Genomic DNA, 20399 nt, shown 5'->3' on the forward strand with positions numbered 1-20399 from the left:
CTTTCGGGTGAGCGGGCCGGATGCCGCCTGCGGTGTGGAACATCTCGTGGAGGACTGAGCGTGGAGCAGCGACTTCTTTGCTGATCTCGCTGTGCGTGGTTCCCATCTGGTAAAGATCCCACGCTTGTTGGGCTCTTGCGGGGAATTTCACAGCCCATCGCAGTTTCCCAGGTCGATTGACAGCCATCGCGCACACCTCCGGGTTCTAGGGGTGTTGCGATCACCCCTAGAACCCGCGTACCGAAAAAGTGCGGATGTTGCGCTCTCGACGTGGGGACGGTCGTTTGCCCCCTGTCCGCGCCCCTGCCGTCCGCTCAGTCCAGCGCGACGGTGGCCGCTTCGTCGAAGATCCCGCCCTGGAACTCCAGCACGTTCGGGCTCACGTCTGCCGGCACGTCGTAGACGATCACACCGGTGGCCGTGTTGCCGGGGTTGATCTCCTCCAGCAGCATGACGTCGTTGTCGGTGGCCGCGTAGATCCCCGCCTCGGAGTCCGGCGAGTACGTGTTGCCGTCCGCGTCCAGCAGGCTCACGTCGCTCTCGAAGAAGAAGGACGGCTCGCTGCCCGTGTTGGCCACGGACATCTCCACGAGGATGAACTGTCCCTGCGCGGTCGTGCCGAGGTACTCGTCGCCCAGTTCGGAGACGCCGGATTCCACGTCGTTCACCGTGACCTCCCAGTCACCGGTCGCGACCGCGTCGCCGATGCTGTATTCGGATGCGGCCTCGGCGGGTGCCTCGCCTTCGTCTCCCGCCGCTTCCTCGCCCGAGGTGCCGGTATCGGCCTCGTCCGAGGTCCCGCTGTCTGCGGAGGCGCCTGCGTCCTCGGCGGAGTCCCCGCCCCCGCTGGCCGAGGAGATGATCACGATCAGCGCGATGACGGCGAGCAGCCAGAACCACCAGCGCTTCCACAGCGGCTTCTTGCGCTTCGCCTTCGCCTGCTGCCCCGGGTGGGGAGGTTGTCCGCCCGGCTGCTGCGCGTAGCCGTGCGGGCCGGGCTGCTGGGTGTAGCCGAACGGCGCCTGCTGGGGGTCATACTGCTGACCGGGGTGCTGGCCGGGTTGAGGGGCGGGGTGCTGGGGGTTCGTCATGATTCTCCTGAAGTGTGACGGTGGTGGCTGCGACGGTCTCGCCGCGACATCACAAGCTTCCAACGCAGGGGTCCGGCGGCGCGTCGACCGATCGGGTGGATCGGACCAGCCGAATGGCTGGATTCCGGCAGCCGATGGGCGCCGAACGGCTGACGCCCGCGTCTGCGCCCCCGGATACCGTGAGGGTGTGAACACAGAGACTTCTGCGACGCCGACCAGGGACGTCGCCCATCGGATGCGCGGCGAACGCCGCCGGCGGGTGCTGCGCACCGTCGGCGACGTCGCGGTCGGACTGGTGCTGTTCGTCGTCGGGATCTTCGTGAGCTCGCTCTCGACGATCGGTGTGCCCGGCGCCTTCGAGGCGAGCGGAGAGCTCTCCAACATCGGCGTGCTCGTCGTGCTGCTCTTCTGGATCCTCTGGGCCACCGTCTTCGTCCGGACGCGGTGGCCGTGGATCCCCCTGGCTGCAGGGGCTCTGTCGGGACTTGTCGGAGGTGATGTCCTCCTCCTGCTCATCGGCATGTTCCACAGCGTCATCCGTCTGCCTCGTCGTGCGGCGATCGTCACAACCTCTGGCGGCACGGTCGTGGTGGTGTGGGCAACCGTCTGGGCGTGTCTGCGTTCCCCCGCGCTCAACCCGTTCGCGTTCCTCTTCGTCCCCGCATCGCAGCCCCTGATGGGCGTGGACGCGCCGGATCCGCCGGCCGGCACGGCGCTGGGGGTCGATCTCCTGACGATAGGGGCCGGTATCGTCGCTCTCGCGATCGCCGTGGGCGTGGGCTATCTCATCCGTCGAACGAAGAGGATGCGGACGGTCGAGGCGGTTGCGGTCCGGCAGACGCAGCGCAGCGAATCCCTGTCGGATGAGCTCGCCCGGCAGTCGGAGCGCCAGCTCCTCGCGCAGGAGCTGCACGACACTCTGTCGCACCGGCTGTCCGTCATCTCCCTGCACAGCGGCGCTCTCGAAGTGGCCGGTGACGACCAGCGGTCGGTGGCCGCGGCAGCGGCGCTGAGGCGTGAGGCGAAGGCGTCCCTCGACGACCTGAGGGACCTCGTGAGCGGTGTGCGTGAGGGGACGCCGGGCGCACAGCGGCCTGCTGCCGGGGGCTCGAGCGCACCGGTGGTCGCGTCCGTCCGCTCCGTGCCGGACCTCGTCGAATCGGTCGCGGCCGCAGGTGTCGACCTCCGCCCGGTGCTCCTGCTGCAGGACATCGACCGTGTGCCGACAGTGCTGGATCGCGCGGTCTACCGCATCGTGCAGGAGGCGCTGACGAACGCGATGAAGCACGCGCCCGGAGTTCCCGTCACCGTCGACGTGCGGGTGAGCGCTCACGACGGGGCACGGATCGTCGTGTCGAACCCGCTCGGAGTGCAGCACCGTGGAGGCGAGGCCCGCGCGGCAGGACACGGCGTCGACCTATCGGGCACCGGAGGAGGCATGGGAGTGTCGGGCATCGAGGAGCGGGCGCGGATGCTCGGTGGCCAGGCCGCGGTGGGTCCTCGCGGGAGTGCCTTCGTCGTCGATGTCCAGATGCCTCCGTTCGCGGATCGGGGAGCGCCGCCGACTCCCGAAGCCTGAGAGCGATCCGCAGTCGGTGTGCGTACGAACGAGTCGTGTCCGCGAGGCGAATGCACGACGAGCTGTGTCCGTCCCCTGTTCTAGGGTGGTGGCATGTCGTCCGAGCAGCCGATCCGTGTCCTCCTCGTCGATGACGACCCGTTGGTCTGCTCGGCGCTCGGCCATATCCTGTCCTACGTGGAGGACATCAAGGTTGTCGGCCATGCGGGAACGGGAGCTGAAGCTCTTGATCAGGTGACTCGCCACTTCCCGGATGTCGTCCTCATGGACATCCAGATGCCGGTGATGGACGGGATCGAAGCAGCGGGCAGGATGCGGAACATGCCGCGGGCCCCCAAAGTCGTCACCCTCACCAGCTTCGACACGGACGACAACCTGTTCCGCTCATTGGAAGCAGGCGCAGCGGGGTTCATCCACAAGGAGATCGCGCCGCAGGATCTTGCAGAGGCGATCCGCACGGTGCACGGAGGCGAAGGCTTCGCGTCTCCGCGGGCGACGACGCGGCTCATCGCCATGCACCGGGGACGTCAGGAGAGCACCCGCCGCTTCGAAGCACGCGAACTCCTGGCCGGGCTCACCGCTAAGGAGCGTGAGGTGGCAGAGCTCGTCACCCGCGGCCTGGGCAACCGTGAGATCGCAGAGGCGACGTATTCGAGCGAAGCGACGGTGAAGACCCACCTCAACAGGGTCATGGCGAAGCTCGACTCTCCCAACCGCGTGGGCGTCGCCGTCACCCTGACACTCGCGGACCTGACGGGCTGACACGACTCGCGCTGGCAGTACTCGCGCTGACAAGGCGCCTCGTGCACTCTTCCCACGACGCCCGGCGAGGAGCACACTGGGTGGATGGACCCCATCGTCCCGAACATCTGGCATGACCGCACGGCAGTGGAGGCCTCGGCCTTCTACACGAGCGCGTTCCGGGAAGCACGCGAGACTGCGCGGTCTCACTACCCGACGGAAGGGCTGCAGGACTTCCAGAAGTCGTTCGCCGGAGAGGTGGTGACGATCGACCTGGAGATCCACGGACGTCCCCTCGCCCTCATCAACGCCGACGACACCTTCCGACCGAATCCATCCGCCGGCTTCATGCTCCACTTCAGCCCGCAGATCGCCGACGACCCGCACGCATACCTGGACGAGGTGCACGACCGCCTGGCGGTCGGTGCCACCACCCTGATGCCGTTGGACGAGTATCCCTTCTCTGCGCGCTACGCATGGATCGAGGACCGATACGGGGTGAGCTGGCAGCTCTTCCTCACCGAGCAGGACGCCCCTGCGCGCCCGTTCCTCGTCCCGGCGCTGATGTTCTGCGGGACCGCTCAGAACCGCGCCGCCGAGGCCGTGGCCGCCTACACCTCCCTCTACCCGGGTTCCGAAGTCGGCACCGTTGCCACCTATCCCGAGCAGACCGGGCCGGCTGCCGCGGGCTCCACCATGTACTCCGACTTCCGCCTCGGGCCCGGAAGCGACGACCCGCGGGCCGACGAGTGGCTCACCGCGATGGATTCGGGGGTGGAACCGCCCTTCACCTTCACCGAGGGCTTCTCACTGATGGTGAGGGCCGACGGGCAGGACGACCTCGACCGACTGTGGTCAGTGCTGTCGACCGATCCGTCCGCGGAGCAGTGCGGATGGTGCCGCGATGAGTTCGGCGTGAGCTGGCAGGTCGTCCCGCGCGACCTCGAGGACCTCATGGCACGACCGGGCGCCTACGCCCGGCTCATGGAGATGAAGAAGATCGACATCGCCGCGCTGCGTGGAGAGACGGCTCTTCCGACCGATCATCCAGACTGATTCATTACCATGGTGACACCGCGTTCGAGGGAGGGACCGATGGCACGTCACCCGTGGAAGAAGCTGTGGCGAGAGCAGTGCGCCGGTCGCATGCCCGCCTACCGCATCCTGGTGCCTGATTCCGTCACGGATTCGGTCCTCCGCGCGTGGGAAGCGCGTGGATACGCGCTGCCGGCGTCGCGGCAGACGAACCCCGCTCGTGTGCTCGGCACTCCGGGGGAGACCCGCAACCTCATCCGCTCGAACGTCCTCTTCCGTGCTCTGACGGGGGCGGGCGCCGCGACGACCGGCGTGGTGGGACTCGGGACCTTCGGGGTCTCATGGCTCGCCGGTGATCCGTTCGCCGGCGGGATCGCGGCCACAGGCATACTCGCAGCGGGAACGGGAGCCACCGGTGCCGTGACCGGCACGAAGTACCTGCGCGACCCCAAGCGGCTCTCGCGCAAGGACCGCGAGGTCGCCCGCACCGCGCGGTGGGTCACCCCGACCGCGCTGGGATTCGTTCCCGGTGTGAAGAACGCACAGGACACGGACGAGCAGCGGCTGTTCCACCTCGCAGTCACCCTCGCGACCCGCATCGCGGCGACCCGCGCGTGGACCCACCCGATCCTCGCGGACCATGTGGCGCGGGTGGACCTGGACGAGATGGTCGCGAGCGTGGGCGTGCGCCTCGTCGAACTGGTCACAGTCCGCACGGAGCTCGACGCGATGAGCAGCGGTACGGAGGCGGTGCGGGTCAAGGCGTACCTGAGCCGGTTGGCGGAGGCTTTCGAATCGATCGCGGACCGGGTCCTCTCGATGCACGAGTACCTCGAGCACCTGCGCGCGCTCGACGCTCAGCTCATCGCACTCGATCATTCGGAGCGCACGCGTGAGGTCGGTGAGCGGGTGCTCGACATCGTGTCGCGCACCGCGGGCGACGAGTCGATCGGTGCGCAGTTCCGGGATCTCAACATGGAAGCGGAGTCCCACGCGGAATCCATCGCGAAGCTCCTCGAGGAGCTGGACGAGACGGCAGACGACTTCGACGACCTGGACTCGCAGATCGCGAAGGCTGCGCAGACCGGTGGTGCGCGGGTCAACGGCGACCGGGGCGAGAACCAGCCTGCCGCGCTCCCGGCAGAGGCCGATCCGGCGACCCGGATCGACGCGTTCCTCGACGGTGAGCGGGAGAAGACGCGCGTCGACGTGCGCAGGCAGCACTCCGACGACGCCTGAGGCGCAGTGTCAGCTGTCGTGCTCGAGGATCCTGATCGCGAGCTGCACCCGGTTCGTCACCAGCAGCTTGTCGAACAGATGGCTCACGTGGGTCTTCACCGTCGGGAGGCTGAGGACGAGGGCGTCGCTGATCTCCGCATTCGTCAGCCCCTGCGCGACGAGCCGGCCGACGTCCCACTCCCGTGGAGTGAGGGCGGACGGCCCCTCTGATTCCCGTGCAGGGGTCGTAGTCCCGTCATGAGCACGGCCCGCCTCATCCGGCCCGGACCGATGTGAACCGCCGGGGAAGGATCCGGCCTCCTCCCTCGAGGCGATGCGGACCAACCGGTCCAGGACAGCAGGAGAGAACTGGGCGTGGCCCTGCACCGCACCGTGGATCGCGTCGACGACGGCTTCCGGCGACGAATCCTTGAGCAGGAACGACACTGCTCCTGCGCGCAGAGCCTCGACGAGGAAGCCGTCGGCGTCGAAGGCGGTGAGCACGACCACCCGCGCCCGCGCTCCCGCTCGGGTGAGTTCCACGGTCGCCTCGATGCCGCTCATCCCCGGCATGCGGATGTCCATGAGGACGACATCGGGATCCAGCACCCGGATCTGGGAGAGCGCCGTGGGCCCGTCGGCGGCCTCGCCGATGACGGTGATCCCGGCGGTGCCGTCGACCATGAGTCGCAGCCCCGAGCGCATGAGGCTCTCGTCGTCGACGATGAGGACGCGGACCGATTCCGTCGGAGGCGCTGTGTTCAGCGGTGCCATGGGAGTCTCACCTCCAGCGTGAAGTCGTCCGCGGTGTGCGCCCACCGCGCGGATCCACCCAGTAGACGGGCGCGCTCCTCGACTCCGGTGAGGCCGAGGTGCGTGCCGGTCGGCGCAGTGGCCGGGCCTGATGCGGCTAACGGGACCGATGCGGCTGCTGGGACCGATGCGGCCACCGCGGCCGAGGCGGTGCGCTGGTCCCTGAGGACGCCGCGGTCGCCGCTGTGGGAGGGGAGCGGGGCACTGAGGGCGGTGTGCCCGCCACTGCGGGCGGTGAGCGGGTTCGTCACGCGGAGGACGACCTCGGCGGCGGTGTCCTTCCGCCTGCCCGTGTCGCGGGCAAGAGTCACGGTGACGGGCGCGCCCGGTGCGTGCTTCCGCGCATTGACCAGCGACTCCGCGAGGATGCGCTCGAGTGCGACGGTGAGGGGTCGCGGGGCCTGCTCGAGTTCGGTCAGGGTGATCCGCTCCCAGACGATGCAGACGTCTGCCCCACGATCCCGTTCGCGTGCGATGAGGGCGTCGAGCGAGGCCGCGTCTGCCAGAGGCGCGGCATCCAGGCCGGGAGTCGGGTCGGCATCGTCCGGCTGCTCGCGGAGTGAGAGGAGCAGCTGACGCAGATCGGCGTGAGCGGACGCGGCGGAATCGCGCAGAGTCTGTCCGACCTCCCGGACCCGGTCCGGCGGCAGGTCGTCGCGGTATGCGAGCGCCCCCGCGTGCATCGAGATGAGGGACAGGTGATGGGAGAGCCCGTCGTGCATGTCCCGGGCGAGCGCGACGCGCTCCTCTGCCAGGACGCGCTGGACCTCCGCCGCCTGCTCGCGGTGGGACGCATCTGCCTGCGCGCGCAGGGAGTCGATGAGAGCCGCCCGTGTCGACCGGACACGGCCCCACAGCAGGAGCGAGACGGTGATCACGACGAGGATCGGCGCTTCGACACCGAGCGTGTCCGCGAACGATCCGTCGAACTGCACCATCACGAGCGAATAGATCAGCCAGGCTGCAAGGGTGAGTGCGACGGCGGCGGTGTCGGTGCGCAGGTCGCGGAGCCGGCCGATCCGGACAGCGGCGACGATGAAGGCCGGCAGTGCCCAGCTGCTGGGCACACTCAGCGGGATGAGGACGAGGTTCCACGCCCCCGCGCGTCGCAGCGGGCCGATCGACACCGCCGCCGCGATACCTGTGAGTGCATCGAGGACGAGGACCGCGGAGACGTGCTGCGGGACCGGAGTTCCGGCCTCGTCGAGTGCGATCCCCGCACTGATGAACCAGCAGCCGGCACCCAGCAGCAGGCAGGCGAGCGAGGTGAGCAGCGCGCGGCCTCGGCGGTGGGACGCAGTGGGAGGAGAGGCAGGACCGGTGGGCACGCGATCAGTCTAGGGATAGCGCCGGGCAGGCAGGATCGTGCTTTCGTATGAGGGCTCAGGTTCAGTCTTCCGCACGATCCTCTGGCCCGCCGCGAACGGAAGCCTGGGGGTATGACATCAACCGCATCACCACTGTTCCTGCCGTACCACCGACTCGCACGACTCCGGCCCGAGGCCGCACGCTGGTGGCGCCCTCTCCTGGTCGTGATCGTTGCAGCCGTGATCGCTCTGGTCCTGTTCGCCATCGTGCTGGTAGGAGGACTCCTCGTCTCGCTGCTCCCCGGGGTGCCCGACCCGAGCCCTGAGCTCGATGATCCCCGCAATCCGATGGACACGGCGCTGGGATTGGCGACCCTCGCGGTGATGACGCCGGCGGTGCTGTGGGCCTACCGGTTCGTGGGTGGCCGTCGAGGCGCTGCCGCAGGCTCGCTGCATTCTGTGGCGGGCAGGTTCCGGTGGTCGCTCGCGCTGCGGGCGGCCGCTGTGGTGATCCCGGTCTTCGCTGTGGTGAACGGCGCGTCGGTCGTGTTCTCCGGAGCCTCATTCGACGTGCCTCAGCAGCGCGGCGCGGTCGTCGCGATCCTGCTCATCGTCGTGGTGGCCGTGCCGCTGCAGTGCGCGGCCGAGGAGTACGTCTTCCGGGCCCTGCCGATGCAGGTGTGCGGCATCTGGCTGCGCTCGCCCCTGTGGGGGATCCTCCTGCCGGTGCCGCTGTTCGTCCTGGGCCACGAGTACGACGTCTGGGGACAGGTCGACATCGCCGTCTTCGCGGTGGCGATGGGCCTCCTCGCGTGGAAGACCGGTGGGATCGAGCTGCCGATCGTCGTGCACACGGCGAACAACCTCACGCTGTTCCTCATGTCCCCGTTCGCGCCGGCGACCGTCGCACAGGGCTCAGTGGATCCGCGCATGCTGCTCATCTCGATCCCCATCACGGTGCTCACCACGCTAGGACTCTGGGCGTGGGTGTCGCGCCGGGAGGGGATCGGCTTCCTCACACCGGTGCGCGGCGCGGGGCGCAGCGAGGCCGCACGCGTTCCGGCCGGTGCCGTCCTACACTCGATGAATGGCTGAACCGACTCCGCAGATACCCGTCCTCGACTGCCACAACGATCTGCCCTTCGCCCTGCGGGAGAAGGCCGGCTACGACGTGCAGCGGTTGGACCAGGTCCGGGAGGAACTGCACACCGACCTGGTGCGCATGCGCCGAGGCGGAGTGGGCGCCCAGTTCTGGTCCGCCTGGGTGCCGTCCTCCATCCCCCAGGAGGACGCGGTCGTCGCCACGCTGCAGCAGATCGATGCGGTCCACCGCCTCACCGCTGCGTACCCGGAGATCCTGCAGCCGGCACGCACGGCGGATGACGTCGACTCCGCGCTCGCCGCTGGTCGCATCGCCAGCCTCATCGGTCTGGAGGGCGGCCAGTCGATCGCGGATTCCCTCGCGGTCCTGCGGCAGATGTTCCACCTGGGCGCCCGGTATATGACGCTCACCCACAACGACGACCTCGCCTGGGCGACGGCGGCGACCGGAGCCGCGGAGGCGCAGGCCGAGGCCGACGGCACCCCCGGTTCTCCTGGCGCCCGCTCGACCCGCGGACTCACCGTCGAGGGTCTGGCGGTGGTCGGGGAGATGAACCGATTGGGCATGATCATCGACCTGTCGCACACCAACGAGCGCACCCAGCTGGATGCGCTGGGTGCCTCGACCGTGCCGACTCTGTTCACCCACTCATCGGTCCAGTCCGTGAATCCGCACCCGCGGAACGTCACCGACCGTGTCCTCGAGCGGATCGCTGCGACCGATTCCGTCCTCGGCCTCACCTTCGTCCCCGCATTCGTCTCCTCCGACGTGCGGCAGTGGATCCTGGACCGGGCGCAGGCGCGGATCGACCTCGGCATCGACGATCCGCACCGGGCGAACAGCCTCACCCGGCCGTACAGCATGGCCGCCGCACCCCGTCCGGGCCAGAGCTGCGAGGATGTCCTGGCGCACAATGCCGCACACCACGCCGGCTTCGACTACGGCGACACCGACGTCGAGGTCTCGCCCTCCGCCGCTGCACGGCTGGCCGGCTGGGAGATCGCGCACCCGGAGCCGCAGGCCACGCTCGAGGACGTCGTCGCCCACCTCGACGCCGCACGTGAGGCCGTGGGCATCACCCGTATCGCCCTGGGCGGCGACTACGACGGGACGGCGACCCTGCCGACGGGGCTTGAAGACGTCTCCCGGTACCAGGACCTGCTGCATGCTCTCGGTGACCGCGGCTGGTCGCGAGAGGACCTCGAGGCCCTCGCGTCCCGCAACGTCCTGCGCGTCATGCGGGCGGCGGAGGACGGTGCCGACGGGAGAGTGGACGCGGCTTGCCAGGTGTGACGGCGGCCGGCGCTCGCCCAGCGGACGAGTAGCCTGAGGCCATGCTCGAGGTCGTGCTGTTCTGCCTGCCGGCGGCGATCTACGTCCTCTTCCAGATGCGCAGGTACGACCGCGCCGCTGCCGACGCATTGGGCCGAGTGGGCGCGACGACCGGGACGGCGCGCGACTACTGGCGCGGCATCCTCCTCTTCGTCCCCCTCCTGATCGTGGCGATCATCGTGGCGTGGGCCATCCCTGCAGATGTCCGGGACGCACCGGGGGTCGCCATCGCCTCGCTCACATCCCTGGGCGCAGTGGTGGGCCTCGTCCTACGGGCGCTGGGGGAGGAGGTCTTCTTCCGGGGCCTCCTGGCCGGCGTGCTCATCCGCCGGCTGGGCTTCGCCTGGGGCAACGTGATGCAGGCCCTCGCGTTCCTCGTGCCCCACGCCGCGCTGCTCGCGATCGACATGCGACTGTGGCCGATCCTGCCGGTGCAGTTCGTGGTGGGCTGGGTGCTGGGCCACCTGCGGCACGTGACGGGGTCGTTCCTGCCGGGCGCACTGGTCCACATTGTCGCGAACGTGGTCGCGGGCATCCTCATGGGGTGATCCCTCAGCCATTGCCGTCACGGTCCCTCTTCGCGTAACCGCAGGGCGTCTCGCCCGTGAAGGTGCGGAAGTCGCGGACGAAGTGCGACTGGTCGAACCAGCCCAGGCCGTAGGCGAGAGCGGCCATCGAGCGCCTCTTCGTGGGGTGACCACTGAGCTGGTCCGCATCGTGCTGGGTCATCACTGGGTCGATAGCCGGAGACTGAGCGGTGATCCTCAGCGCAGGTCGAGGAACCGGCGCAGCTCGTCGAAGGCGTCGCGGATCACGGTGTAGTGCGCCCACTTGCCGCGCTGCTCTCGCGTCAGCAGTCCAGCCTCGACCAGCTTCTTCATGTGGTGGCTGATCGTGGGCTGACTGATATCGAGCACATCGACCAGGTCGCAGGCGCACACCGCTTCGCACCCCTGGGCCGCGACATGCGACAGGAGCCGCAGGCGCGTCGGATCCGCGAGGGCCTTGAGCTTCTGCGCGACCCGACCGGCATCGTCCGCCCCGAGCGGCGCCGCGTCCAGCGTGCAGCACTCGGATGCGACGTCGACACCCGGCTCTGTGCTCTCCACCGAAGTACTCATGGCTCCACCATACATTGACGTTCGTCGATGCATGCGCATACTCTCACCCATAGACGTCCATCGATCTAGAGAGTGGAGTGCTGATGAGCACTACGGCATCGGCTGTCGCGCAGACAGCGTCGCGCCCGGTCGGGCAGGAGATGTCGTTCCTCGACCGTTGGCTGGCAGTGTGGATTCTGGCGGCAATGGCAGTGGGTCTGCTGCTGGGACGGTTCGTGCCCGGTCTCGACACGGCGTTGGACGCAGTGAAGATCGGCGGAATCTCCGTACCGATCGCCGTTGGCCTGCTGGTCATGATGTATCCCGTGCTGGCGAAGGTGCGCTACGACGAGATGCACCGGGTGACGGGCGATCGGAAGCTGCTGGTCCTGTCGCTGTTCCTCAACTGGATCGTCGGCCCGGCCTTCATGTTCACGCTGGCCTGGGTGTTCCTGCCCGATCTGCCGGAGTTCCGCACCGGACTGATCATCGTCGGCCTGGCCCGCTGCATCGCGATGGTGTTCATCTGGAACGACCTGGCCTGCGGTGACCGTGAGGCTGCTGCGGTACTGGTGGCCATCAATTCCGTCTTCCAGGTCGTGGCCTTCGGTGCGCTCGGCTGGTTCTATCTCCAGGTGCTGCCGTCCTGGCTGGGACTGGAGACGACCTCGGCGCAGTTCTCCGTGTGGGCGATCGTGGCATCGGTGCTCGTCTTCCTCGGCATCCCCCTCCTGGCGGGCTTCCTCACGCGCACGCTGGGGGAGAAGGCCAAGGGCCGCCAGTGGTACGAAGAGTCGTTCCTGCCGACGATCGGCCCGTGGGCGATGTACGGACTGCTGTTCACGATCGTTCTGCTGTTCGCCATGCAGGGGGAGGCGATCACCTCGCAGCCCTGGGACGTGGCCCGCATGGCGGTGCCGCTGCTGCTGTACTTCGTGCTCATGTTCGCAATCAGCCTGTTCGCCTCGAAAGCTGTGGGGCTGAACTACGCGAAGTCGACCAGCGTGGCCTTCACCGCCTCGGGCAACAACTTCGAACTGGCCATCGCGGTGTCGATCGGGACCTTCGGAATCACCTCGGGCCAGGCGCTGGCGGGAGTCGTCGGCCCGTTGATCGAAGTCCCCGTGCTCGTCGGCCTCGTCTATGTCGCCCTCTGGCTCGGGCCCAGGCTCTTCCGCGATGACCCGACTGTCCCGACCCGTTCAGGCGCGGGGGTGCGATCATGACCGGCAGGCCGAGTGTGCTGTTCGTCTGCGTCAAGAACGGCGGCAAGTCCCAGATGGCCGCTGCCCTGCTGCGCCACCGCGCCGGGGGTGCGATCGAGGTCCACTCGGCAGGCACCGCGCCGGGCGGCTCTCTCAACAGTCTCTCCGCGGAAGCGGTCGCAGAGTCAGGTGCCGACATGGCGGGTGAGCAGCCCAAACCGATCGACCCGGAGCTCTTGCGTCGCGTTGACCGGGTCATCGTGATCGGGCAGGACGCACGCGTTGAACCGGTCGCGGGAATGACGGCCGCGGTCGAGACCTGGACGACTGATGAGCCATCCCAGCGCGGCATCGAAGGAGTCGAGCGGATGCGCTTGGTCCGTGACGACATCGACGCCCGCGTCCGTGACCTGCAGGCGGAGCTCCGCACCAGTTGATCCCACCCCTGATTGGAAGACCCCCCATGACTTCTGCACCCAAGCCCAGCGTCCTCTTCGTCTGTGTCCACAATGCGGGGCGTTCGCAGATGGCAGCCGGCTACCTGCGCCACCTGTCCGAAGGACGGATCGAGGTTCGCTCCGCGGGATCCGAACCGGCCGACCAGATCAATCCGGTGGCGGTCGAGGCGATGGCCGAGGAGGGCATCGACATCACGGCGAGCTCGCCGAAGGTCCTCACCACCGAGGCGGTGCAGGATTCCGACGTCGTCATCACGATGGGCTGCGGGGACGCCTGCCCGATCTTCCCCGGTAAGCGCTACGAGGACTGGGAACTGGCCGATCCTGCAGGCAAGGGGCTCGACGACGTCCGGCGGGTCCGCGACGACATCAAGGCCCGTATCCAACAGCTGATCGGCGAGTTGGAGCCGACAGCGACCAGCTGACCGGCTCATCCACCTGACGAGCCGCTGATTCGGCCACCACCGACTTCACCACACGACTGACTCCAGGAGACAAGACATGCAGGACAGCGCCGCCGACACCCACGATCTGCCCGTCGTCATCATCGGTGCCGGCCCCGTCGGGCTCGCCGCAGCCGCACACGTCCGTGAACGCGGACTCATCCCGATGGTGCTCGAAGCCGGAGACTCCGTGGCGGCCGCGATCCGCACGTGGGGACACACGCGGCTGTTCTCGCCGTGGCGCTACAACATCGACGAGGCCGCCAGGCGCCTGCTGGAGGCGGGCGGCTGGCAGGAGCCGGACCTGAACGTCCTGCCCACCGGCCACGAACTGGTCGATGGCTACCTGGTCCCGCTGGCAGAGGGACTGCATGATGTCATCCGCACCGACTCGCGCGTCGTCGCAGTCTCCCGGGAGGGCATCGACAAGACTCGCAGTGCGAACCGCGATGCCACCCCGCTCCTCGTGCGCATCGCCCGTCCCGATGGCTCGCACGAGGACGTACACGCTCGCAGCGTGATCGACGCGTCCGGCACCTGGTCACAGCCGAACCCACTGGGGCGGTCGGGTCTGCCAGCCCCCGGAGAGCACCGTGCCGCGGCGCAGGGACTCATCGCTCAGCCCCTGCCCGCGGTCAACGGCACCGACCGCGAACGGTTCGCGGGCCGTCACGTCCTGGTGGTCGGGGCCGGGCATTCGGCGGCGAACACACTGCTCGACCTGGCTGAGCTTGCTGAAGATGTTCCCGAGACCCGGATCAGCTGGGCGGTGCGTTCTGCTGACGTCTCCCGCACGTACGGCGGCGAGGCCGATGACGAGCTCGCCGCACGCGGTGCGCTCGGATCCCGACTGCGAACGCTCGTCGAATCCGGCGCTGTCGACGTCCACACCTCCTTCGTGATCTCAGGTTTCGAAGCCACCGGCGATCGGCTCCGCGTCCTGGCGACAGGAGCAGCCGGTCCAGAAGACCTGACCGTGGACGTGCTCGTGCCCGCCACCGGCTTCCGCCCCGACCTGTCGATCCTGAGCGAGCTTCGCCTCGAGATGGATCCCGCAGTCGAGGCCCCGCGACGGCTCGGGCCGCTCATCGACCCGGAGTTCCATTCCTGCGGCAGCGTCGAACCCCACGGCGAACAGGTCCTGTCCCACCCCGAACCGGGCTTCTACATCGTCGGGATGAAGAGCTACGGCAGGGCGCCGACCTTCCTGATGGCCACCGGGTACGAACAGGTCCGCTCCATCGCAGCGGCACTGGCAGGCGACCGCGCGGCTGCGGACGCTGTGCACCTGGACCTTCCGGAGACCGGCGTGTGCAGCGCCGACTTCGGAGCTTCCTGCGACGCGTCTGACGAGCCTCAGCTGGTGACGGTCGGCGGACCTGCGCCGTCATCGTCCACCTGCTGCTGAGCATTCGGCCTTCCAGCATTCGGCCTTCCGCCCGCGCACGATCGGCACAGACATCCGGCACAGACATACTGGAGCGATGAGACCACCTTCAGGCCCGGCGCGCGATCACTGTCATGACTGATCGTCCTCGCGGTGGGCTCCCCGCGCTGTGCGCCGCACAGGTCGTCAGCTGGGGGCTGCTCTACTACTCCCTGCCGGTCGCGGTCGCTCCGATCTCGGAGGAGACCGGTTGGAGCCACACCGTCATCACCGCGGCGCTGTCCGCAGGACTGATCGTGTCCGCGCTGGCAGGGATCCGGGTGGGTCGGCTCCTGGACAGCCAGAGCCCGCGCGCCGTCATGACGACCGGCTCCCTCGTGGGGGTCGGCGCGATGCTGCTGGTCGCGTGGTCACCGAATCTGGTGATGTTCTTCGTCGCGTGGGTCGTGGCCGGCTTCGCCCAGTCCGCGGTGCTCTATCCATCGGCCTTCGCGGTCATCACCCGCTGGTACGGGCCGCGCAGGGTCGGCCCGCTGACGACGGTGACGCTGGTCGGAGGACTGGCTTCGACGGTGTTCGCGCCACTGGTCGCCTATCTGGTCGACCAGTTCGGCTGGCGGACGAGCTACCTCGTGATCGCCGGCATCCTGGCTGTCACCACGGTGCCCCTGCACGCGCTCTTCCTCAACAGCCGGTGGACCGATACCCCCACATCGCGCTCGGAGGAGAATCCGACTGCGACCATCCGCACGGTGACCAGGTCGCGGCAGTTCATCACCCTGCAGATCACGATGGCGATCGCGACCTTCACCCTCTTCGCCGTCACCATCAACATCATCCCGATGTTCCTGGAGCGCGGCATGTCGTACAGCACCGCCGCCCTGGCGCTGGGACTGATCGGTGCCGGCCAGGTCGTCGGACGCGTGGGATACCCGCAGTTCGCGCGGGTGACCAGTGCAAGGGCGCGAACGGTCGTGATCTTCGCCGCGGGTGCGGCCGGGCTCTGGGCGCTGGCACTGCTGCCCGGACCCGCCTGGCTGCTGATCGCCGTCGCCGTGATGGCCGGTGCAGTGCGCGGATGTCACACTCTGCTCCAGGCGACAGCGGTGTCGGATCGGTGGGGTACCCAGGACTTCGGAACGATCAACGGCGTCTTCACTGCACCGATGACGTTCGTCGGAGCCTTCGCCCCCGTGGCGGGACCCGCAGTCGCCGGTGCGCTGGATGGCTACCCGATGATGGCCGCCGTCATGGCCGTTCTGCTCACCGGGGCAGCCGTCGTCACCTCCCGCACCTGATCTGTGACCCGTTTGCGTCTGTCACCGGATCATGCTTCCGTCACCGGACGGGGGCTCCGGGGCCCAGTGGGATGCCGATCGCGTACCAGAGCAGGAAGAACGCGGTCCACCCTATGAGCACGGCGATGCAGACCGGCAGTGTCATCGACACGAGCGTGCCGATGCCGGCGTCTCTGCGATACCGCTGGAGGTAGGTCAGCATGAGAGCGAAGTACACGTTGAGCGGCGTGATGAGGTGCGAGCCCGAGTCGCCGATGCGGAAGAGCACCTGGCTCACCTCTGGGTTCACATTCAGCAGCATCATCGCCGGCACTATGACCGGCGCCATGAGCGTCCACTGCGCTGAACCGCTGGTGATGAACAGGTTCAGCAGGAACGTCATGAGGATGACGCCGATGAAGAGCAGCGGCGTGGCGACTCCCAGCGCTTCGACGAGGTCCGCTCCGGTGACGGCCAGGACGGCACCGATGTTGGACCATTCGAACCAGGCGATGAACTGGGCGGCGACGAAGAACAGGACCAGGACGGGGGCGACGTCCTTCATCCCGTTCACCATGAACTCCGGCAGCTTCGCCCACGTGACGGTGCCGACGGTCGCCCCGTATGCCACGCCGAGCACGACGAACATGATCGCGATGAGTATGGAGACGTGCATGAGTGCGGGGCCCGTGAGGATCCCGCCGTCCTCGCCGCGCAGGGGCGAGCCCGGGATGGCGACCGCCCCGGCCACCAGCGACAGGAAGGCGAGCAGCGCGATGAGCGCATTGCGGACTCCGCGCTTCTCTGCGGAGCTCAGGTCCATGGATTCCTCGTCCGCTCGTTCGGCGGAGTCTGCAGCGTCGTCCGTGCGCTCTGCCGAACCGGCGGCAGCCGTGCGGCCGGCGGTTCCGACCGAGGACTTCCTGCGGTTCCCCGGTGCCCGAGGCCCGTCCAGCTCCAGCCCCTCGACCCGCGGCGCCACCCACTTCTCCATGACCCACGTGATGAGCGCGGCCAGGAAGATCGACGACGGCACCGTGAAGTAGATGTTCGACAGCGGCGAGACCACGTACTCGGGATCCACCAGCTGGGCGGCGCTCGTGCTGATGCCGGCGTAGAGGGGTTCTGCCGCAGTGATGACGAGGGACGCATTGAAGCCCGCGTCGACGCTCGCGAAGGCCAGGACGATGCCGAGCAGCGGGCTGCGGCCGATGGCGAGGAAGGCCATCGCGGCCAGCGGCGGGAGGACGATGATGACGGCGTCGGAGGCGACGGAGCCGGCGATCCCGGTGAGGGCGACGGCGAAGGTGAGCCACCGGCCGGAGACCGAGGAGACGACCCTGCGCACCGCCGCGGAGATCAGCCCGCTGCCTTCGGCCACGGCGACGCCCATCATGACCACGAGTACGATGCCCAGCGGTGGGAACGCGGTGAAGTTGGTGGTCGCCTCGGACACGATCTGCCGGATGCCCTCCACCGACAGCAGATTGACGACCTCGATCGTCCCCTCGCTGGTGGGCGAGCGAACGCTGACCCCGAGTGCCGACAGCACGAGACTCAGCACCAGGACGACCAGGCCGAGGATCAGGAACAGCCAGAACGGGTGCGGGATGCGATTGCCCGCCCGCTCGATGACGTCGAGCATCCGGGCGGTGAAGCCGCGCTTTCGTGCGACTGGTGGGCATGGTGTCCATGCCACTCCTCCGTGCCACTCTGCAACGGGTGTCTGAAGACCAAGCTACCTTGTGCGAGGGGGAGAGGTGTGGCGACTACGGCTTCCCGTTCTCCTCCAGCTCCGACTGCATCGTGCTGAGCGTGCGCCTGATGTTCCCCCGCTGGAAGTCCGCGAAGGTCGTCCCGCCGGTGGCGACACGATCGAAGAGGGCTGCCACCCAGTTCGGCCACGCGACGCGACCATCGATCCACGTCTCTGTGACACGGGTGCCGCCGGGGATCTCGTCGAAGTCGTAGACCCAGGTCGCGATGCTGCCGCCCACCTGCGGCCTCCGCACGCCGATCCTGCGCACGTGGAACGCGAAACGGCGCCCGGGGACGGACGAGGTCACGACGGATTCCGTCACCCACCGGGCACGACCGCGGAGGTTGGTGCCCTCGAAGGTCTCACCAGCCCGCATCGGGCGGTGCTCCTCCGGGACTGTCGCGCCGGTGTTCTCCGGACTCCACCGCGGCATCTGCGCCGGATCGGCGACCTGCCTCCAGATCGATTCGGCGTCCAGAGCGATGTCCACGTGGTCGCTCACCTGCATCGCGCGTCCCATCCATGCTCCTCTGCTCAAGGCCGGGCTCGTTCGGGAACTTCGTCCGACAGCGCTGACAGTCCGTCCCAACCGTAGTCGTCTCGCTGTGATCGGGATGGCTCGCAGCTCTCGCCGCAGTGTCATCGTGTTCGTCGGTATCTGATGGCGGCGGCGTTTCCGGCCACCCGATTAGACTCTCGTTCATGTGAGGCAACGGGGCCTCGCGCAGAGGAGGCGCCACAATGCAGTCAACAGTCCACGGCACGAGCACGGACCAGTTCGAAGGACTCCGCTCCGCGTTCGAAGCGAACCTCGAGACGGGGGAGGACCTCGGCGGTTCTCTTGTGATCAATCTGGATGGAGAGAACGTCGTCGACCTGTGGGGCGGCTACCGCGACGCCGATCGCACCGTCCCGTGGACGAGCGACACCATCGTGAACGTGTGGTCGACGACGAAGACCGTCACCTATCTGGCTGCACTCATGCTCGCGGATCAGGGGGAGATCGATCTCCATGCCCCAGTGGCTGCGTACTGGCCGGAGTTCTCCGCCAATGGGAAGGCGGATATCGAGGTGCGACACCTCTTGGCCCACACCTCCGGCGTCTCCGGTTGGGACGCGCCCTTCACCCTCGAGGACATGTACGACTGGGAGAAGTCGACGGCAGTGCTGGCCGCGCAGGCGCCGTGGTGGAAGCCGGGAAGTGCAGGCGGATACCACGCCCAGAACCAGGGGCACCTCATCGGTGAGGTCGTTCGACGCACCACTGGCTTGACGTTCAAGCAGTTCGTCGATGACGAGATCGCCGGTCCGCTGGGCGCTGACTTCCAGATCGGAGCCCGTGAGGAGGACTGGGGTCGGATCTCCGACGTCGTTCCCCCGCCCCCACTACAGATGGATCCCTCCATTCCTGCGGACCACCCGATGATCAGAACCTTCACTCAGCCGGTGGCACACGCGTCAGCGGCAAACACGGCGGCGTGGCGCAACGCCGATATGGGGGCCACGAACGGCCACGGCAACGCCCGTTCGGTCGCCCGCATGCTCTCTGCGATCTCCCTCGGAGGAGAAGTCGACGGTGTGCGCCTGCTGTCACCGGACACGATCGAGCAGGTGTTCGAGGTGCAGGCCACCGGCCCGGACCTCGTCCTCAGCGTTCCGATACGCCGCGGCATGGGCTTCGCGCTCGCCGATGCCGAGGCGATGCCATCCTTGCCGGAGGGCCGGATCTGCTACTGGGGAGGATGGGGCGGGTCCGTCATCATCATGGACCTCGACCGTCGGATGACCATCTCCTACATGATGAACAAGATGGGGCCGGGGATCGTGGGCTCCGCACGGAGCGAGCAGTATCTGCGCGAGATCTACGCGGTGCTGCCCTGATCGGTCGCGACCGATCAGGGCAGCTGAAGGACAAGCCCGAGAGCGGCGATTCCCGCCCCGGCAGTGATCAGGCGCGGGTGACGGTGGTCTTGACCGGGGTCGGATTCTGGAAGATGTCGAGCACCGGGCAATGGGCATCGACGGCCTCGCGCAGCTCGTCGTAGCGCTCGTTCGATTCCGGTCCGGACAGTTCGATGTCGAGCCGCACCTCGGAGAACCCGGCGCGCACGGACTCGTCGGCGCCGAACAGTCGCGCCGCGTCCAGATCGGCCTCGGCCCTGATGACGATGTCGTCGAAGGGAATGCCGAGCTGCTGCGCGTACAGGCGGTAGACGACGACCTGGCAGCCGGCCAACGCGCCGAGAGCGTACTCGACCGGACTCGTCCCGGCGTCATCACCGGCCAGCGCTGCGGGCTCGTCGACGACGAAGGAGTGCTTGCCGGCGCGCACTGTCGTAGCCACGGAACCGGCGCCGGCACCTTCGACTCCGTAGGTCAGGTGCGAGTTCGACCGATCGGCATCGATGCGTTCGGCCCACGCACTTCCGGCTTCTGTGAGGCGAGCGGCGCGCTCGTCGCCTGTGATCTGGGGGACGGCGGACTGGGTGATCGCTGTGGTCGTCATGACGTCGACGGTAGGATCGCCTGCGGTCGGCACAAGAACCCAGCGT

The 20399-nt window shown here is 68.1% G+C and carries 21 protein-coding genes; 13 read left to right on the top strand and 8 right to left on the bottom strand.

Annotated elements, in window-relative coordinates; genetic code table 11:
• Nucleotides 1–314 precede the first annotated feature (314 nt).
• Nucleotides 315–1091 carry a DUF4352 domain-containing protein gene (locus BSP109_RS11815; protein WP_101600850.1) on the bottom strand — a complete coding sequence of 259 codons (777 nt, stop codon included), beginning with the start codon at nucleotides 1089–1091 and terminating at the stop codon, nucleotides 315–317.
• A gap of 187 nt (nucleotides 1092–1278) precedes the next feature.
• Between BSP109_RS11815 and BSP109_RS11820 the strand changes: the two genes are divergently transcribed.
• The 4 genes from BSP109_RS11820 (at nucleotide 1279) to BSP109_RS11835 (ending at nucleotide 5685) form a co-directional block, all read left to right on the top strand.
• Entirely contained in the window at nucleotides 1279–2670 is a 1392-nt protein-coding gene (locus BSP109_RS11820; RefSeq protein ID WP_257944674.1) for a histidine kinase, read from the top strand.
• A 93-nt stretch (nucleotides 2671–2763) separates the two neighbouring features.
• Nucleotides 2764–3432: a response regulator transcription factor gene (locus BSP109_RS11825; protein WP_101600854.1), complete on the top strand. Its 669-nt coding sequence runs from the start codon at nucleotides 2764–2766 to the stop codon at nucleotides 3430–3432.
• A gap of 84 nt (nucleotides 3433–3516) precedes the next feature.
• Entirely contained in the window at nucleotides 3517–4467 is a 951-nt protein-coding gene (locus tag BSP109_RS11830; RefSeq protein ID WP_101600855.1) for a VOC family protein, read from the top strand.
• Between the two features lie 39 nt (nucleotides 4468–4506).
• Nucleotides 4507–5685, top strand: a complete 1179-nt coding sequence (locus BSP109_RS11835; RefSeq protein ID WP_180959716.1) for a hypothetical protein — start codon at nucleotides 4507–4509, stop codon at nucleotides 5683–5685.
• Between the two features lie 9 nt (nucleotides 5686–5694).
• Here BSP109_RS11835 and BSP109_RS11840 read toward each other — a convergent pair whose 3' ends face one another.
• Both BSP109_RS11840 and BSP109_RS11845 read right to left on the bottom strand, forming a co-directional pair.
• Nucleotides 5695–6438 (bottom strand): response regulator transcription factor, encoded by a 744-nt coding sequence (locus BSP109_RS11840; RefSeq protein ID WP_101600857.1) that lies wholly within the window; start codon nucleotides 6436–6438, stop codon nucleotides 5695–5697.
• Nucleotides 6426–7805 carry a sensor histidine kinase gene (locus tag BSP109_RS11845; protein ID WP_101600859.1) on the bottom strand — a complete coding sequence of 460 codons (1380 nt, stop codon included), beginning with the start codon at nucleotides 7803–7805 and terminating at the stop codon, nucleotides 6426–6428. The genes BSP109_RS11840 and BSP109_RS11845 overlap by 13 nt, the downstream gene beginning before the upstream one ends.
• Nucleotides 7806–7916: 111 nt before the next feature.
• On the opposite strand from BSP109_RS11845, the gene BSP109_RS11850 reads away from it, so the two are divergent.
• The 3 genes from BSP109_RS11850 to BSP109_RS11860 are packed head-to-tail and all read left to right on the top strand — an operon-like array spanning nucleotide 7917 to nucleotide 10766.
• Nucleotides 7917–8879 (top strand): CPBP family intramembrane glutamic endopeptidase, encoded by a 963-nt coding sequence (locus BSP109_RS11850; protein ID WP_101600861.1) that lies wholly within the window; start codon nucleotides 7917–7919, stop codon nucleotides 8877–8879.
• Entirely contained in the window at nucleotides 8872–10179 is a 1308-nt protein-coding gene (locus tag BSP109_RS11855; RefSeq protein ID WP_101600863.1) for a dipeptidase, read from the top strand. Before BSP109_RS11850 ends, BSP109_RS11855 begins: the two co-directional genes overlap by 8 nt.
• A gap of 41 nt (nucleotides 10180–10220) precedes the next feature.
• Nucleotides 10221–10766, top strand: a complete 546-nt coding sequence (locus BSP109_RS11860; protein ID WP_101600865.1) for a CPBP family intramembrane glutamic endopeptidase — start codon at nucleotides 10221–10223, stop codon at nucleotides 10764–10766.
• A gap of 4 nt (nucleotides 10767–10770) precedes the next feature.
• Here BSP109_RS11860 and BSP109_RS16985 read toward each other — a convergent pair whose 3' ends face one another.
• Together BSP109_RS16985 and BSP109_RS11865 are read right to left on the bottom strand one after the other, a co-directional pair.
• Nucleotides 10771–10947, bottom strand: a complete 177-nt coding sequence (locus BSP109_RS16985) for a helix-turn-helix domain-containing protein (protein ID WP_143275868.1) — start codon at nucleotides 10945–10947, stop codon at nucleotides 10771–10773.
• Between the two features lie 35 nt (nucleotides 10948–10982).
• A complete protein-coding gene (locus BSP109_RS11865) occupies nucleotides 10983–11339 on the bottom strand; it encodes a metalloregulator ArsR/SmtB family transcription factor (protein ID WP_087007820.1) in 357 nt (118 codons plus the stop codon).
• Nucleotides 11340–11422: 83 nt separating this feature from the next.
• Between BSP109_RS11865 and arsB the strand changes: the two genes are divergently transcribed.
• The 5 genes from arsB (at nucleotide 11423) to BSP109_RS11890 (ending at nucleotide 16109) form a co-directional block, all read left to right on the top strand.
• A complete protein-coding gene (arsB, locus tag BSP109_RS11870; protein WP_101600866.1) occupies nucleotides 11423–12544 on the top strand; it encodes an ACR3 family arsenite efflux transporter in 1122 nt (373 codons plus the stop codon).
• Complete coding sequence (locus tag BSP109_RS11875) at nucleotides 12541–12960, top strand: low molecular weight phosphatase family protein (protein WP_101600868.1); 420 nt, start codon at nucleotides 12541–12543, stop codon at nucleotides 12958–12960. Before arsB ends, BSP109_RS11875 begins: the two co-directional genes overlap by 4 nt.
• 26 nt (nucleotides 12961–12986) lie before the next feature.
• The gene (locus BSP109_RS11880) at nucleotides 12987–13406 is read left to right on the top strand and encodes an arsenate reductase ArsC (protein ID WP_101600870.1); all 420 of its coding nucleotides are present in this window, start codon (nucleotides 12987–12989) and stop codon (nucleotides 13404–13406) included.
• Nucleotides 13407–13482: 76 nt separating this feature from the next.
• Nucleotides 13483–14832 (top strand): FAD-dependent oxidoreductase, encoded by a 1350-nt coding sequence (locus BSP109_RS11885; protein WP_101600871.1) that lies wholly within the window; start codon nucleotides 13483–13485, stop codon nucleotides 14830–14832.
• A gap of 113 nt (nucleotides 14833–14945) precedes the next feature.
• Nucleotides 14946–16109 carry an MFS transporter gene (locus BSP109_RS11890; protein ID WP_101600873.1) on the top strand — a complete coding sequence of 388 codons (1164 nt, stop codon included), beginning with the start codon at nucleotides 14946–14948 and terminating at the stop codon, nucleotides 16107–16109.
• A gap of 40 nt (nucleotides 16110–16149) precedes the next feature.
• Here BSP109_RS11890 and BSP109_RS11895 read toward each other — a convergent pair whose 3' ends face one another.
• Entirely contained in the window at nucleotides 16150–17787 is a 1638-nt protein-coding gene (locus BSP109_RS11895; RefSeq protein ID WP_257944675.1) for an AbgT family transporter, read from the bottom strand.
• Between the two features lie 70 nt (nucleotides 17788–17857).
• Nucleotides 17858–18367, bottom strand: coding sequence for an SRPBCC family protein (locus BSP109_RS11900; protein ID WP_101600877.1), 510 nt, complete (start codon nucleotides 18365–18367; stop codon nucleotides 17858–17860).
• Between the two features lie 221 nt (nucleotides 18368–18588).
• Between BSP109_RS11900 and BSP109_RS11905 the strand changes: the two genes are divergently transcribed.
• On the top strand, nucleotides 18589–19728 hold the full coding sequence (locus tag BSP109_RS11905) for a serine hydrolase (RefSeq protein WP_101600878.1): 1140 nt from the start codon (nucleotides 18589–18591) through the stop codon (nucleotides 19726–19728).
• Nucleotides 19729–19795: 67 nt separating this feature from the next.
• Here the strand turns inward: BSP109_RS11905 and BSP109_RS11910 are convergent, their stop codons facing one another.
• On the bottom strand, nucleotides 19796–20353 hold the full coding sequence (locus BSP109_RS11910; RefSeq protein ID WP_101600954.1) for an OsmC family protein: 558 nt from the start codon (nucleotides 20351–20353) through the stop codon (nucleotides 19796–19798).
• Between the last annotated feature and the right edge of the window lie 46 nt (nucleotides 20354–20399).

The organism is Brevibacterium sp. Mu109, from assembly GCF_900169375.1.
In the GTDB taxonomy this organism is placed as follows: domain Bacteria; phylum Actinomycetota; class Actinomycetes; order Actinomycetales; family Brevibacteriaceae; genus Brevibacterium; species Brevibacterium yomogidense_A.